The sequence below is a fragment of the Enterocloster bolteae genome, assembly GCF_002234575.2.
Classification (GTDB): Bacteria; Bacillota; Clostridia; order Lachnospirales; family Lachnospiraceae; genus Enterocloster; species Enterocloster bolteae.
The window spans coordinates 5,586,531-5,602,460 of record NZ_CP022464.2; the positions used below are offsets into that span (position 1 = coordinate 5,586,531).

Annotated in this window: 16 protein-coding genes; 4 read left to right on the top strand and 12 right to left on the bottom strand. The window is 49.0% G+C overall.

Going from position 1 to position 15,930, the window contains the following annotated elements; all coding sequences use genetic code 11:
* The first annotated feature begins 386 nt into the window (after positions 1-386).
* Complete coding sequence (gene hpf / locus CGC65_RS25900) at positions 387-917, top strand: ribosome hibernation-promoting factor, HPF/YfiA family (protein ID WP_002566470.1); 531 nt, start codon at positions 387-389, stop codon at positions 915-917.
* Between the two features lie 190 nt (positions 918-1,107).
* The gene (locus CGC65_RS25905; RefSeq protein WP_007037661.1) at positions 1,108-2,583 is read left to right on the top strand and encodes an IS1182-like element ISClbo1 family transposase; all 1,476 of its coding nucleotides are present in this window, start codon (positions 1,108-1,110) and stop codon (positions 2,581-2,583) included.
* Between the two features lie 46 nt (positions 2,584-2,629).
* Here CGC65_RS25905 and CGC65_RS25910 read toward each other — a convergent pair whose 3' ends face one another.
* Complete coding sequence (locus CGC65_RS25910; protein ID WP_002566472.1) at positions 2,630-4,114, bottom strand: C40 family peptidase; 1,485 nt, start codon at positions 4,112-4,114, stop codon at positions 2,630-2,632.
* 16 nt (positions 4,115-4,130) lie between these two features.
* Positions 4,131-5,054, bottom strand: a complete 924-nt coding sequence (gene trxB / locus CGC65_RS25915) for a thioredoxin-disulfide reductase (RefSeq protein WP_002566473.1) — start codon at positions 5,052-5,054, stop codon at positions 4,131-4,133.
* 268 nt (positions 5,055-5,322) lie between these two features.
* Between trxB and ymfI the strand changes: the two genes are divergently transcribed.
* A complete protein-coding gene (ymfI, locus tag CGC65_RS25920) occupies positions 5,323-6,054 on the top strand; it encodes an elongation factor P 5-aminopentanone reductase (RefSeq protein ID WP_002566474.1) in 732 nt (243 codons plus the stop codon).
* Between the two features lie 200 nt (positions 6,055-6,254).
* Positions 6,255-6,710, top strand: coding sequence for a hypothetical protein (locus CGC65_RS25925; RefSeq protein ID WP_002566475.1), 456 nt, complete (start codon positions 6,255-6,257; stop codon positions 6,708-6,710).
* Positions 6,711-6,891: 181 nt separating this feature from the next.
* Here CGC65_RS25925 and rpsI read toward each other — a convergent pair whose 3' ends face one another.
* From rpsI to CGC65_RS25975, 10 genes are all read right to left on the bottom strand, one after another.
* Positions 6,892-7,284 (bottom strand): 30S ribosomal protein S9, encoded by a 393-nt coding sequence (rpsI, locus tag CGC65_RS25930; protein ID WP_002566476.1) that lies wholly within the window; start codon positions 7,282-7,284, stop codon positions 6,892-6,894.
* A gap of 24 nt (positions 7,285-7,308) precedes the next feature.
* Entirely contained in the window at positions 7,309-7,737 is a 429-nt protein-coding gene (rplM, locus tag CGC65_RS25935) for a 50S ribosomal protein L13 (protein ID WP_002566477.1), read from the bottom strand.
* A gap of 227 nt (positions 7,738-7,964) precedes the next feature.
* Complete coding sequence (truA, locus tag CGC65_RS25940) at positions 7,965-8,708, bottom strand: tRNA pseudouridine(38-40) synthase TruA (RefSeq protein WP_002566478.1); 744 nt, start codon at positions 8,706-8,708, stop codon at positions 7,965-7,967.
* A gap of 38 nt (positions 8,709-8,746) precedes the next feature.
* Positions 8,747-9,547 (bottom strand): energy-coupling factor transporter transmembrane component T family protein, encoded by an 801-nt coding sequence (locus CGC65_RS25945; RefSeq protein ID WP_002566479.1) that lies wholly within the window; start codon positions 9,545-9,547, stop codon positions 8,747-8,749.
* Positions 9,540-10,418 (bottom strand): energy-coupling factor transporter ATPase, encoded by an 879-nt coding sequence (locus tag CGC65_RS25950; RefSeq protein ID WP_002566480.1) that lies wholly within the window; start codon positions 10,416-10,418, stop codon positions 9,540-9,542. The genes CGC65_RS25945 and CGC65_RS25950 overlap by 8 nt, the downstream gene beginning before the upstream one ends.
* 17 nt (positions 10,419-10,435) lie before the next feature.
* On the bottom strand, positions 10,436-11,290 hold the full coding sequence (locus CGC65_RS25955; RefSeq protein ID WP_002566481.1) for an energy-coupling factor transporter ATPase: 855 nt from the start codon (positions 11,288-11,290) through the stop codon (positions 10,436-10,438).
* Between the two features lie 476 nt (positions 11,291-11,766).
* Positions 11,767-12,753 carry a PspC-like choline-binding domain-containing protein gene (locus CGC65_RS25960; protein WP_002566482.1) on the bottom strand — a complete coding sequence of 329 codons (987 nt, stop codon included), beginning with the start codon at positions 12,751-12,753 and terminating at the stop codon, positions 11,767-11,769.
* A gap of 45 nt (positions 12,754-12,798) precedes the next feature.
* Positions 12,799-13,794 carry a hypothetical protein gene (locus CGC65_RS25965; protein WP_002566483.1) on the bottom strand — a complete coding sequence of 332 codons (996 nt, stop codon included), beginning with the start codon at positions 13,792-13,794 and terminating at the stop codon, positions 12,799-12,801.
* A gap of 88 nt (positions 13,795-13,882) precedes the next feature.
* Complete coding sequence (locus CGC65_RS25970; protein ID WP_002566484.1) at positions 13,883-15,133, bottom strand: PspC-like choline-binding domain-containing protein; 1,251 nt, start codon at positions 15,131-15,133, stop codon at positions 13,883-13,885.
* 195 nt (positions 15,134-15,328) lie between these two features.
* Positions 15,329-15,865 (bottom strand): bL17 family ribosomal protein, encoded by a 537-nt coding sequence (locus CGC65_RS25975; protein ID WP_002566485.1) that lies wholly within the window; start codon positions 15,863-15,865, stop codon positions 15,329-15,331.
* Between the last annotated feature and the right edge of the window lie 65 nt (positions 15,866-15,930).

Consider the following 15,930-nt stretch of genomic DNA (forward strand, 5'->3'; position numbering starts at 1 on the left):
CACATTATCCCCAGAAGTTTATACACATTACCCCCAAAGTTATCCACATCCCAGTTTGTCCATTTTAAGGCAAAAAATAGTTATACACCAACTTATCCACATTATCCACAAGTTTATAACTTTTCATCTGTGCCTCCCATTCAGACTTTATAATTATTTTATTTTTGTACACTTCTGATAAACTTGATAAGTACGGAAGAAAAAACAAGGTTTTCTCTTGACATTTCAGGGAGTCTGCTATTAGGAATGCAATAGTCTTTTACCGCATTTGAAACAAATTTTTATAAAAAATTAAGATAAATTGTTAAACAATTCTTAGGTTCTAATTGTAATTTTGCAATAAATATGATATAATGTCACTATCCCAAGAAAAGGAGTTGATGTTTATGCGTTATACCATAACAGGACGAAATATTGAGGTAACTCCAGGTTTGAAGGCTGCCGTTGAAAAGAAGATTGGCAAGCTGGAACATTTCTTCACGCCGGACACCGAAGTAATCGTAGCGCTTAGCGCACAGAAAGACCGACAAAAAATCGAGGTGACTATCCCAGTCAAAGGCAATACCATCCGCGCGGAGGAATCCAGCACTGATATGTATGTATCCATTGATCTGGTAGAGGAAATCATTGAGCGCCAGATCCGCAGATATAGAAAGAAACTCATTGATAAGAAACAGGCCGCCATCTCTTTCTCCCAGGCCTTCATAGAGGAAGAGGACGAAGTACAGGATGACGAGATTCAGATTGTCAAGACAAAGAAATTTGCCATCAAGCCAACCATTCCCGAGGAAGCATGCCTCCAGATGGAGATGCTGGGACACAATTTCTACGTGTTCCTGAACGCGGATACAGACCAGGTGAACGTGGTCTATAAGCGTAAGAACGGAACTTACGGACTGATTGAGCCGGAGTTCTAAACCACGGATTGAAACCAAATATTTTTCTTATAATAAGTACAAGCCCGCAAATCTGCGGGCTTCAGACTGTAGACAAATTCCGAGGACAAGTGCCTCGGAATTTCTTCGCGATTGAGCCAGAAAAGTCAGCACTTACAAGACTTTGAGGCTCTTTTTTGGTATAATAGATGTATCAAATACAGGCGGTGAGATGCTTATGATGACACAGAATGCGGATAAAAAAAGAGAACAGATTCAGTTGTTTTGCATGGATGACATGGTTCCACAGGACCATCTGCTGCGGATCATCGACAAAGCAATCGACTGGTCCTTCATTTATGAACTGGTAGAAGATAAATACAGTCAGGACAACGGACGCCCCAGTATGGACCCCGTCATGCTGATCAAGATTCCTTTCATCCAATATCTTTATGGCATTAAAAGCATGCGCCAGACGGTAAAAGAGATTGAGGTAAATGTCGCCTATCGCTGGTTCCTCGGGTTGGATATGCTGGATAAAGTGCCACATTTTTCAACCTTTGGAAAGAACTATACGAGACGCTTTAAAGACACCGACCTGTTTGAACAGATATTCGCGCATATCCTTTCTGAATGCTACAAATTTAAGCTGGTAGACCCTAATGAAGTTTTTGTGGATGCCACCCATGTAAAAGCCAGAGCAAACAATAAAAAGATGCAGAAGCGTATTGCTCATGATGAGGCATTATTTTTTGAAGATCTGCTGAAACAGGAAATCAATGAAGACCGTGAAGCACACGGGAAACGTCCGCTGAAAGAAAAAGAGGATGACAACAATACACCATCCGGTGGAGCCGGCGGCAAAGAAGAAAAGACAGTGAAAGCAAGCACTTCTGATCCGGAAAGCGGATGGTTTCGCAAAGGAGAACATAAACATGTATTTGCTTATGCAGTACAGACCGCATGTGATAAGAATGGATGGATTCTCAGCTATAGCGTTCATCCCGGGAACAATCATGACAGCAGAACCTTCAAGTCTTTATATGACAAGATAAAAGGGATCGGAATAGAGACCCTGATAGCCGATGCAGGATATAAAACTCCCGGTATAGCAAAACTTTTGATCGATCAAGGAGTCAAACCGCTCCTACCATACAAACGCCCCCTGACAAAAGAGGGTTTCTTCAAGAAATACGAGTACGTTTATGATGAGTATTACGACTGCTATATCTGTCCCAACAATCAGGTGCTGACCTATCGAACAACCAACCGTGAGGGATATCGCGAGTACAAAAGCTGTGGAAGTGCCTGTGCAAGCTGTGCCTATCTTGCAAAATGTACCCAAAGCAAAGATCATGTAAAGACGGTTATGCGCCACATATGGGAACCTTACATGGAGATGTGTGAGGAGATCCGCCAAACCCTGGGTATGAAAGAATTATATTCACAAAGGAAAGAAACCATAGAACGAATCTTTGGAAGTGCAAAGGAGAATCATGGTTTTCGATATACACAGATGTTTGGAAAAGCCCGAATGGAAATGAAAGTCGGGCTTACATTTGCCTGCATGAATCTGAAAAAGCTGGCCAGGATGAAAGCGAAATGGGGAGCAGCCCATTTCACAAACTTTATTTTGAACGCAATTTGGTTAATAAAAGAAAACTGGCTTTGGGATACAAAGCCCAAAACCAGTTTGTCTACAGTCTGAAGCCCGCAAATCTGCGGGCTTGCTTTTATATGTAGAAATAATTCTCTTAATCCAAAAACGTAACAGCCTTACAGGGTGTCCTGTAATTTGCCGGCGTGATGCAGATACCCGTGGTGGGGTTGCTGGCGTGGATAACCTGGCCGCCGCCGATGTAGATGGCCACATGGTTAATGTAATCGCCACTGGCGTAGAACAGCAAATCTCCCGGCTTGGCATCACTGACTGGTATGGACTTTCCTCTGGCAGCCTGGTCCCTGGAGCTTCTTCCCGTACTGATGCCGAAATGGGCAAATACGCTCTGGGTAAATCCGGAACAGTCAGCTCCGCTTGTCAGGCTTGTCCCGCCGTACACATAGGGATTGCCCAGGAACTGTTTTGCATATGCCACCACTGCGTTACGGGTAGCAGAAGCCACCTCTGTGGAGGTTCCGCCAGGTGAGCCCGGCTCCTTGCTGTCCACTGTCTCAGGTGCTTTTGCCGTTGTGGGCGCTGCCACCGTGCTGTCCTTGCCGTTCTCAGGATTGGCCGCGATGGTGGTGACGGCGTCTGTTCCCTTTGTCTCCTCTTTCTTGGGAGCTGTGGTGGCAGGAGCCTCCGTGGTCTTCTCGGCCTTTGTGGTAGCTGCCGTCGTCTTCTTGGCCGCATCTGCCTTCTTCGCATCCTCCAGAGCCTGCAGGGCCTTCTCCGCATCTTCCTTGCGCTTGGCCTCCTCTGCCGCCTTGGCCTTCTCCTCTTCCACCGATACAGCCTTGTTAAACTCCACACTGGTCTTCATATATTCCTTGAACACATATCCTTCCAAATCTGAATCCACCTGCACCTTCAGGAAATCACCTTCCTCGCCCGTAACCACATAATGGGCGCCCTCTGACAGCAGTGTCAGTGTCTTTCCTTCCATGTCAGGACTTTGTCTCAGACGCAGGCTGGGGGTGCCCACTATGGTGCCATAGGTGGTTCCCACCTGCTTGGCCCTGGATTCTGCCTGCTGTCCTGTAACAAAGTAATCAGCTTTTATGTAGCCGGTCACGGAACCGGACTGAATCTTGTACCATTTTCCGCCCTCTCCGTCCACCGTGTCCAGGATGGTGGCCGCGCAATCATTGTTAATCTTGCCGGTGACACCGCTGCTGGTATTGGCCTCTGTACGGATGTTTACCGTGCCGTTTATCTTGGACACGGCAATGTTGTCATACGCCGAGGACTTTGGTTTGGACGCGGTCTCCTGGGCAGTCTTTGCCTTACCGGCGTCTCCTGACGCGCTGCCGGACTGGCCGCTTGCCTTATTGCCGCTGCCCTGGCCGCTGGCGGAACCAGCGGCTGTATTTGACTGGGCTGATTTGTTCTGTATGTTGGAATAGGATGAAGCCAGCTGCTTTTCCGGCTCTGTATTCCCTGCATAATAATTATTCAGCGCAACGGATATACCCGCCAGAGAAGAGCCTGTCTCCAGGTTTGTGGACGCCATAGCGTTCACAGAAAGCGCGCAGCTGCACAGACCGCTGAGCACGATTACTTTCTTCCAGTTATTCATCTGTAGCCTGCCTCCCCTAATTCTCTACCAGATACCGCTCCACACTGGTTATGGCGTTTGCACCGTCCGCAGCAGCTGTAATAATCTGACGAAGCGGCTTGGTCCTCACGTCACCTGCCGCAAAGATACCGGGTGCCGATGTCACAGTATCCTCCCCGGCCCTGATATAGCCGTGGTCCATATCCACCAAACCCTCAAAGGCCCTGCTCTCCGGTGTTATGCCCACTGCGATAAACACGCCCTGTACATCCAGTTCTCTTTTCTGTCCATTTTTTACATTGGTCAGGGAAAGACTCTTTACCATTCCATCCCCATTGATACTGTCGGCCACTGTGTCCCATATTACCTCCACATTATCCAGGGACAGCAGATTCTCCTGCAGGCTCTTGGCTGCCCGCAGTTCATTTCTCCTGTGAATCAGATACACCTTGCTGCACATACGCGCCAGGAAAATGGCATCCTCCACAGCCACATCGCCGCCTCCGATGACTGCCGTGACCTTATTGCGGAAAAATGCCCCGTCGCAGGTGGCACAGTAGGACACTCCGGCTCCTGCCAGCTCTTCCTCGCCCGGCACGCCCAGCTTCCTGTGCACAGCTCCGGTGGCAAGTATAAGGGACCTGGCCTCATAGGTATTTCCCTGACACACCACGCCCTTGATTGCGCCTTTTCCTCCATCCTGGATATTCAGAACCTCGTCCTCCACGAACCGGGCTCCCAGACGGTCTGCGTGTTCCCTGAATTTAATTCCCAGGTCGTATCCGCCGATTCCGGGAAGTCCGGGATAGTTGTCCACCTCATAGGTGGTCAGGACCTGGCCTCCGCTGACCATTGCCTTTTCTACCACAAGAGTGTCCAGCTTTGCCCTCTGGGCGTAAACAGCAGCCGCCAGACCTGCCGGTCCGGAACCGATAATAATCAAATCATAAATATGAGACATAGTTTCACCTTTTCCTTTTATTCGATCTAAGCCGATATTTTCACTGTTTTGTTTCAATCCACACCCGGTAATGAAACAGAGTACGACTGTTTGTTTCCGGCAATGCATCCATCCGCCTGTTGGGGCGGGGGTATTTTAGCTTCTTTTGTTAAACAATTTGTAATTATTATATCACAAATAAATTATTTATTACAATTCAATTTCTTACAATTCTATCATTGGTATGGTAAAATATGTTATAACCCATAACAGAAAGGATGTGTATCTTATGCCGCGTAAAACCGTACTGGTCACCGGAGCCTCCAGAGGCATCGGCAAGGCCGTGGCAGTTAAGTTTGCAAAGAAGGGCTATAATGTGGCTATCAGCTGTGTCCACAGGGAGGAACAGCTGATGCAGACCCGGAAAGAAATCGAATCCTTCCAGGTCCCCTGCCTGGCATACAAAGGAGATATGGGGGACATGGCTTGCTGTGAGGAGCTGTTCCTTAAGATTAAAAAGATGTTCGGTGGTGTGGATGTCCTTGTGAACAATGCCGGCATCTCCTATATCGGACTTCTCCAGGATATGACTCCGGCGGACTGGGAGCGCATGCTGCGCACCAACCTGACATCTGTTTTCAATTGCTGCAAGCTGGCGGTCCCCTATATGATTTCTCAGAAGCAGGGAAAAATTGTCAATATATCTTCTGTATGGGGCGTTGTGGGCGCCTCCTGCGAGACAGCCTACTCAGCCACCAAAGGCGGTATCAACGCCCTGACAAAGGCCCTGGCAAAGGAGCTGGCCCCCAGCAATATCCAGGTCAATGCAATTGCCTGCGGAGCCATTGACACAGAGATGAACCAGTGGATGGATGAGGACGACCTTATCGCCCTGGTGGACGAGATTCCCTCCGGGCGCCTTGGCCGCGCTGAGGAGGTGGCTGATTTGGCTTACCATCTGGGCTATAAGGAATCATACCTTACCGGACAGATCATCGGACTGGACGGGGGATGGATTTAGACTGGCGGGGTTTGGCTGATGGGTTCAGGCCGGGGGATTTAGACCGGGGGCAGACTCCCACTATGTCTCCCGAACCTTTCCGAAACTTTTCCTTATCCTTACGAATATATTAACTGTATTGACCTTGGAGCCGCTCCATGGTGTAGAATTTACTCAGAAAAGCAATACACTAATATAAATCGCAAGGAGGCATGCTTCTTATGAAAAAGAAATATTTAGCAATCGCAGCTCTCTCCATGGCCCTGGCCGCAGGGAGCGCTATGACATCATTTGCTGCGGGATTCGTTCACACCTCTCAGGGAACAAAGTATCAGTGGGGTTCCGGAGATTACTGTACCAATAACTGGGTAAACTACAAGAACCACTGGTTCTTCTTCGGAGAGGACCAGATTATGCGTACCGGATGGATTCAGAAGGACGGCACCTGGTATTACGCCGCCGATACAGGCGAGCTCCAGGGCGGCATCATGAAGATCAACGGCAATGTCTACTACTTCGACAGCAACAGCTGTAAGTTACAGACCGGAGAACGCTCCTTCAATGGCCAGACCCACACCTTCACCGAAAACGGAACCACCGACGGCGGTCCATATGTTTATACAGAGTGGAACAGCAACGGAACACTCAGACGCGGTACCAAATTCGGGGTACGGTAATTCATAAATTGCATATCACACACAAGAACAGGGATGCCTGAGCCGGAAGGTTCAGCCATCCCTGTTCTAATGATATCAAAAACATAGAGAGCCAAAAAGACCTTCCGGAAAACTGGTTCCGAAAGGTCCTGTATACGTTTGTTGGGACATACTGGTGTAAACCAGATGTCTGACTCCAGAATTAACGCTTGGAGAACTGAGGAGCACGACGGGCTGCCTTTAAGCCGTACTTCTTTCTCTCTTTCATTCTTGGGTCTCTTGTTAAGAAACCAGCTTTCTTCAGGGCTGGTCTGTAATCAGCGTCTACCTGAAGGAGAGCTCTGGAGATGCCGTGACGGATTGCGCCGGCCTGTCCTGTTGTGCCGCCGCCGCGAACGTTAACCATTACATCGAATTTATCAGTAGTCTCAGTAGCTACTAATGGCTGGCGAACAATAACCTTTAAAGTCTCAAGACCAAGATACTCATTGATATCTCTCTTGTTGATGGTGATGTTGCCGGTACCTGGTACTAAATATACTCTGGCGATGGATTTTTTTCTTCTGCCTGTTCCGTAAAATTTTGCGTTAGCCATGATACTTTCTTCCTCCAATCCTCATTAAAATGTTAAAACTTCTGGTTTCTGTGCTGCCTGCTCATGGTCTGGGCCTGCATATACATGAAGCTTGCCAAACATGCTTCTTCCCAGAGGTCCCTTTGGAAGCATACCCTTAACTGCTAACTCGATAACCTTCTCAGGCTTCTTAGCCATCAATTCACGCAGGGTTGTCTCTCTCATACCGCCTACGTAATCAGAGTGATTGTAATAAATCTTCTGATCCAACTTCTTGCCGGTTACTTTAATCTTCTCAGCGTTCACAACGATTACATAATCGCCGCAATCCATATGAGGTGTGAAAATCGGCTTGTTCTTTCCTCTTAAAACCTTTGCTATCTCTGAAGACAGACGTCCTAATGTATATCCTGTAGCATCAACTACATACCATTTTCTTTCAATTGTCGCTGGACTAGCCATAAAACTCTTCATTGGTTAACCTCCTGTTAATCTCAACCTTGTTATACACCTGACATCCAACGGATGCCCGCTATATGCCTGATAAATATGGGAAGTATTTATCAATCAAAGTGCTCACTCCGGGGCTTTGGATGAGCATTCTTTGCTAATGTCACAGTTTTATATTATATAATACCAAACACTCCCTGTCAACCACTTTACAAAGAAAAAATGCCGAATAATCAAAGATATTCCGGCATTTACAGCTCATATTTCATTTCTATCAGAGTAAGCCCCCTGGCAGGCGCCGTGGGGCCTGCTGCCCGCCGGTCCTTTGCCTCCAGAATGGAGGGCATATCCTCTGCCTGTATATGGCCTGTTCCCACAGCCATCAGGGTCCCGGCAATGATGCGCACCATATTATACAGAAAACCGTTTCCGGTCACGCGTATGGTAATGATATCATCCGCATTTCTCGTAACATCAATCCTATAGACGGTCCTTACTGTATCCGTCACCTGGGTGCGGACACTGCAGAAGCTTTTAAAATCATGTTCCCCGGCCAGCATATTTGCAGCAGCCTGCATCCTGTCCACATCCAGCTTATAATAACAGAAATGGGAGTACAGGCGCTCCATGGGCATGTTGATTCTCCGGTTTAAAATCCTGTATTCATATGTCTTGATGCAGGTGCATTTTCTGGGATGCCAGTCAGAGGGCACTTCCTCGGATACCTGAACCCGGATGTCCTCAGGAAGCCTCTGGTTTAAGGCCATGCAAATCTTATCCGGCGGCATCTGGCTTTCTGTGTCAAAGACAGCCACATTCCCCCTTGCATGGACTCCTGAATCTGTCCTGCTGGCACCTATAACCTGGATGGGCTCCCTCATAAGCTGGGTAAGGGCTTCATTCAAAACAGATTCTATGGTCACTGCCCCCGGCTGTATCTGCCAGCCGTGATATTGGGTGCCGTCATAGGCAACCACAAGCCGTATTCGTTTCATTGATCCTACCTTCCTGTATATGCAGCGCAGTGCTCATTTTAGAGATAAACCCTGGACGCTATGATGACCACAAAATACAGGGCATATATCATATAGGCGTCATGGTCCGCCTGGCGGTACTGCAGGGGTTTCATCTTTGTGCGGCCGTCGCCGCCGCGGTAACAGCGGGCTTCCATGGCCATGGCCAGGTCTGTGGCCCTGCGGAAGGCGGAAATAAATAACGGCACCAGAAGAGGCACCATGGCCTTTGCCTTCTGTATCAGATTGCCGGTCTCAAAGTCAGCTCCCCTGGCCATCTGGGCCTTCATGATTTTATCGGTTTCCTCCACCAGAATAGGGATGAATCTCAGGGCAATGGACATCATCATGGCAACCTCATGGACCGGCACCCTGAACCGTTTCAGAAAGCCCAGGCCCTTTTCCAGACCGTCTGTCAGCTGGTTGGGCGTGGTGGTCAGCGTCATGATGGATGAGCCAATCACCAGATAGATAAGCCTCAGCCCCATAAAAAAGGCCATACGCACGCCCTCAAAGGTTATCTTGAAAATCCAGAACTTTACCAGTATGCGTCCGTCTGTCAGGAACAGATTGAAGCTGACACTGATTAACAGCAGAATCATGATAGCCTTCAGCCCCCTGAGAATGAAACGCACCGGCACCCTGGTCAGCTTAATCACAGCTGCCAGCACCACCGTGGCAATGACATAACCCCATATATTGTCTGCAACAAACAAGGAGGCTATGAACACCATAGTTCCAAAAAGCTTTGTCCTGGGGTCCAGTCTGTGAACGGCGGAGTCCACCGGATAGTACTGGCCCAACGTAATCTCTCTAAACATTTTTATCCCTGCTGCTTTCTGTCAGTTTATTCCTCAGCGCCAGAATAGCCTCCCTAGCCTCCGCCACTGTGGTAATATCATCATCAATATCAATGCCGTTTTCCTTCAGGTCATGGACCAGATAAGTTATCTGGGGCGCAGCCAGTCCCATGGTCTCCAGTTCCCTGTAATGGCAAAATACCTCCTTTGGCGCGCCGTCAAACACCTTCTGCCCATGGTTCATCACAATCAGACGGTCCGCATACCTGGCCACATCCTCCATGCTGTGGGAAACCAGTATGATGGTCATATGGCGCTCCCTGTGGAGCCTGTCAATCTGGTCCAGAATCTCATCCCTTCCCCTTGGATCCAGGCCGGCTGTCGGCTCGTCCAGTATAAGGACCTCCGGTTCCATGGCCAGCACGCCAGCTATGGCCACCCGCCGTTTCTGGCCGCCGGACAGCTCAAAGGGAGACTGTTTATAATAAGAAGGGTCCAGGCCCACCTGTTCCAGGGCTTTTTTTGCCCTGGCTTCGGCCTCCTCCCTGCTCAGTCCCTGATTCTTAGGTCCGAAGCATACATCTGTCAGCACATCCACTTCAAAGAGCTGGTGCTCCGGATACTGGAATACCAGGCCCACCTTGCTCCTCAGCTGCTTCATGTCATAGCCCTGGCTGTAGATATTCTCCCCGTTGTAGTAGAGTTCGCCTGCGCTGGCTTTTATCAGCCCGTTTAAATGCTGAATCAGGGTGGACTTTCCCGAGCCCGTATGTCCAATCAGACCCACAAATTCCCCGTCCTCAATCTCCAGATTCACGTCAAACAGGGCATGCTGCTCAAAGGCCGTGCCGCCGCCATATACAAAATTCAAATCAACTGCTTTTATTGACATCCTCTATCTCCTTCTCCCTATCTCAGAAGGGGTACCAGCTGTTCCACCAGCTCTTCCCTGCTAAGGATTCCATCCGTAAGGGGCATTCCTGCCTCCTTAAGCTCCCAGGCCAGCTCTGTGACCTGGGGCACGTCCAGTCCATGGCTCTTCAGTTCTTTGACCCTAGAGAAAATTTCCCTTGGCTGTCCGTCCATGACAATCCTGCCGTCGTCCATGACAATGATTCTGTCAGCCTCAATGGCTTCCTCCATATAGTGGGTAATCAGCAGGACGGTGATGCCTTCTGCCCTGTTTAACTCATGAATGGTCCGTATAACCTCCTTGCGGCCGTTAGGGTCCAGCATGGCAGTGGGCTCGTCCAGAATAATGCACTCCGGCTTCATGGCCATAACGCCTGCTATGGCCACCCTCTGCTTCTGTCCTCCTGAAAGCTTATTGGGTGACTGGAGCCGGTAGGCGGTCATTCCAACAGCCTTCAGGCTCTCCTCCACACGCTTCCATATCTCTTCTGTGGGCACGCCTATATTCTCCGGTCCAAAGCCCACATCCTCCTCCACAATATTGCCGATGATCTGGTTATCCGGATTCTGGAACACCATGCCGGCTGTCTTGCGGACATCCCAGATATGTTCCTCATCCCTGGTATCCATATCCCCCACCCATACGGTTCCTTCCGTGGGCAGCAGAAGACCGTTGACATGCTTGGCCAGAGTTGACTTGCCGGAACCATTATGGCCCAGCACAGCCACAAAATCACCCTTTTTTATATCCACATCCACACCGTCAATAGCCCGGTTCACTTCTTCTATATTTTCTTCCTCATCGCGTCTTATATACTCATATACCAGTTTTGCCGCTTTAACGATTCCCATATGCGTCCTTTCAACACCTTCGTTCTGCTACGTTTCTCAATTTTAGTTGATATTACTATATAAGTCAAGAGCAGCGGCGCAATAATCCCGTTACAGGCGCCATGGCTGCAGTCCGACCGTTCACCAGGCACTCTAAAGGGCTTCTGTCATGAGATACCCCCTGCTGCGCCCATTGGTTTCTGCTTACAGTTTCATTATATTTTTTTCCCATGCCAAAAGCAACTGTTTTCCAGTGACCTGCCCCGGGACGGAATGGAATATCTGATGGCGCAATGCAGTACATAACATCCATTATCATTTCTGTTCCGGCCGGTGTGATTTGCTGATACATCAGCAAATGCCGTGCAGAAAGTAATGAGCAACAGACAGCCTGGGATATACCTCCTTAAAAGGAAAACGAATCCCCGAAGAGCTGCCTCTCTTCGGGGATTCGTTTGTGTTGTAATACACAATAACATCTTTTCTTATCTGACAATTCACTGCACCCAGGCCCCGTCATCTCCCACATAATACCCGTCCGGTGTAGTGGTATTGTAATACATGGCTCCGTCGTCTCCGCAGTAATACCATCTGCCGCCCCAGTCAATCCAGCCCGTCACCATGTATCCGGCGGCATTAAAAAAATACCACCTGTCATCAATATACTGCCAGTTATTTACCGTATAGCTCTTATCCGCATTGCAGTACCACCAGCCCACCGAATCCCTGAGCCAGGCGCCTTTGTAACTGGATGAGGAGGAACCGTATGTCCTTCTGCCGTCACTGATTTCATCCGCCTCCTCCGATGAAACATACCAGGAATCGGACTCCTCCCAGCTTCCCTTGTCGGAGGAGCTGTACACGGCCCTTACCTTAAACAGATAGTCACCGCTTTTTGTAATATAACCGGAAAAATCATAACTGGTATCCGAGGTTGTAAGTACGGAGGTAACGGAATTATCATTGCGGTAAAGCCTTACCTCGTATTTCCTCGCGTCCCCGCTGTCCTCCCACGAAGCCATGCCGTCGGATTCATCCCATTCCAGCCCGTAGACATCCAAATCATATCCGCTGTCACTGCCGTCCAGGGAATCCAGAGTAATGTATACGATCAGGGTGCTGCTCTTTCTGGTGACCGATGTAACTTTACCGTCCGCCCCTCTTAAATCCACATCACTTTTAGACAGACCGGAAGAAAAATAGTAATCATCCTCCGCCTCCACCGTAACCTTCAGCTTTGGCTTATCGCCGTCATCCCATCCATTTTTAGGTTCATTGGTTATCTCTATATCATCCACGTAATAGTCGCCGGAATCACAGGTCACATCCACGTCTCCGGAACTGTCGCCCGCCTCAATATTGGACTCCACATCCAGGGATATACTGTCTATCTCTGTCCTTGTGGATGCCATGGCCGTCCCGCACGTAAGCATCAGCAGCGCCCCTGACATCCAAATGACTGCCTGCTGTTTCAGTCTCCCCATATCACACTCTCCCTTTCACTGCAAACCATAAACTGTGCCTCTGCGTCAATGAATCCAGGCCCCGCTGTCATCTACCTGAAAGCCGTCCGGTGTGGTAACTCCCGCCGCCATAGCGCCGTCTTCATACATGTAATACCATGTATCCTGAATCTGGTTCCATCCGGTTACAGCATAACCTTCCGGGTTAAAATAGTACCATTTGCCCATAATACGCTCCCACCTGTCTGCTGCTGCGGTCCCATCCTCATAGGTAAAACGCCTGCCCTCCTGGTAATCACCCCAGGTGCCGTCTGTAATGCCCGGTGTATTGGCCCCGGAGGTAAGGGAACTTACAGCTTCACCATCCTCAAGATAATCCTGCTGGTTTCCGTTTCTTGCAATGGCCTGGACCTCAAAATAATACTGAACCCCCTCCTTTGTCATAAATGGTGAAAAATCGTACTCGGTACTGCCCTCCACAAGCTGGCTCACCACAGACCCCTGGTCATCATAGAGAACAACCCGGTAGGTGTTGGCGTACTTAACGGCATTCCATCTGGCAAGACTGGGGTTTGCACTGTCCCAGCCGGCCCAGGCAGTCTCTCCCAGCTGCGCCGCAACCTGGTACTTAAATTTCACCTCATATACATTTCCCAAATCTGATTCATAGTCCTCTCCCGTATACTTTTTCACGGAGGAAACCTTTGCTTCATTTCTTCCATTGGTCACACGTAGCTCCAGACTGTCCCTGCCCAGGCTCCCCGTGCAGCCCAGATACAGGGTTCCTGTCACCTCATTGCCTGCACTCCAGTTCAGGGGAGCCTTGGACCACTCCACATCGGATGCCAGCTCCATCCCATCCGAGGAGCCTTCAGACACTTCCACATCCGGTTCCAGGGGATGTACCCTGTCTTTGTCATTGTCGTCCCTGCTGGTGCCGTCTGTGTCGTACTGGTTGGTAATCTCCAGCCTATATGTGGTTTTAGCCTGAGCACTTATGCTCAGGCCAAATACCATCAAACAAACGGCAGCAGCTGTAAAACAAAACCTGCCTCTTTTCATAGCGTCTCCTTTCAACTATCCTTCCTTTATCTATGAAAAATGCCGTCATACTTCTTTTTCCCGCAAATCACTCACAAACCTCTTTATCCTAATGCTGCCATACTCCATTGGCGTCTAACTGGAAACCGCTGATGGATGTGTTTACAGCCTTCTGTCCCTGTCCCGGATAGAAGTAGTACCAATTATCCTGGACCTTGTACCACCCTTCCACCATGGCGCCGCTTTCGTTCATGAAATACGTCTTTCCGTCAATGGTGAGCCAGCTGTTCTTGACCATGGCGCCTTCCGGTCCGTCCTGGTTGGGGTTCATATAGTACCAAATATTATTGGACTTTACCCAGCCTGTCTTCATATCGCCGCTTTCACCCAGATAGTACCATCCGCTGTTGGTCTGCTTCCATCCCGTCACCATCTTGCCTGTCTCGTCGAACAGATACCATTTATCATTCCATCTCAGCCAGCCGTTTTTCTGGTAGTTGCCGTCGGGATATTTAAAATACCATGTGTCACCTTCCTTGCGCCATCCAACGTCCGTGTTTCCTCCGCTGGGAGTACTGCCGTTGCCATCCTCCTGTCCGGTGCCGTCAGAAACCTCGTCCTCAGCGATATATAAGTCTCCTGCTTCGGTCCATTCGCTCTTCTTGCCGCGCTTCTTTTCCTCCTCTGTGTGGGGAACGGTCCTTACCTTAAAGGAATAATCACCTTCCTTGGTCATGTAAGGATAAAAATTATAGGATGTTCCCTTATACTCCTCCAGCTTCTTAACCACGGATGATCCACGGTACAAATACACGTCGTAATATCCGGAACCGCCGTTTTCCGGTTCCTCCCACCTGGCTCTTCCCCGGGTGCTGCCCCATTCCGCGTCTTCCGGCGGGTCGTAGGTCCCCTTGATTCCGTTTGCCCTGATTACCACCTTAAGGTCACTTCCGCTTTTGGAAGCAGACACAAAAGTTCCGCCGCTGACACTGACGCTGCCTGAACTGTAGCTGCTGCGGAAACGGTAATCATAATTGCTGTTGCTGGAACTCTCCGGCTCCAGCCACACAGTTATCTTTGGCGTATCGCCAATGGTCACTTCCTTATCATTGGACCACTCTGCTGACTGAACCCTGTATTTGTTCGATGAAGTGTATACCTTGTTCCCGCTGTCGCTGGAATCTGTTCCCAGGCTGTCACCATCATTGATTTCATCCCCTGAATCCAGGTCTATATCCACCTTCAAAGAGATGTTCGTGATATACTTATAATCAGATGATGCCATGGACTGGATGGGCATAGCTGTAATCAGCGTACCCGTGGCCAGGGCCAGACATAACAATCGCTTCATGCTTCTCATGAAATTCAACCTCCTCCAAGGATTCCCCCTTGCTGCACTTTCCTTGTTTCTTCTTTTCCTGGTTCTATTATAGACCAGGGGACAGTTTTGCGTCAACTTACGATATTCTTGCGATATTTTCACGATTATTTCAGGAACTAAAAAAACTGCAGACACGATTACCGTATCTGCAGCCTTCTGCACGATTCAATGGAATTATACTAACTCAATCAGAACTTCCATAGCGCCATCACCCTTACGCTGGCCAATCTTAACGATTCTGGTGTAACCACCATTACGGCCTACGTACTTTGGAGCAACGTCGTCAAAAATCTTAGCTACCAGGTCAACAGACTTGGTATTTCTCTTCTTTCCTGCTGCGGCAGCCGGAACTTCGGTCACTCCGTAGAGAACCTTTAACATCTGCCTTCTGGCATGCAGTCTGGAAGGCATATCTTTCTTGATTTCCTTCTCTACTTCATCGTATACGGTAACCTTCTTGCCGTCTACAACTTCCTTAACCCTCTTGCCGTCTTTGTCCTTGCGGGCAACCTTAGCGGTAACCTTTACAGTCTCGAAGTTATCCTTCTCCTTAACTGCCATGGCAATCAGACCTTCTGCAACCTTGCGGATTTCCTTTGCACGGGTCTCAGTTGTCCTGATGTGTCCATGATATAACAGTGCTGTTACCTGGCTTCTGATTAAAGCCTTTCTCTGATCGGAAGTTCTTCCTAATTTTCTATATCCTGCCATTGTATTTTCCTCCATTATCGTGGAACACCTTCACCATGCTTCTTTGGACTTACTGGTATTGGCGT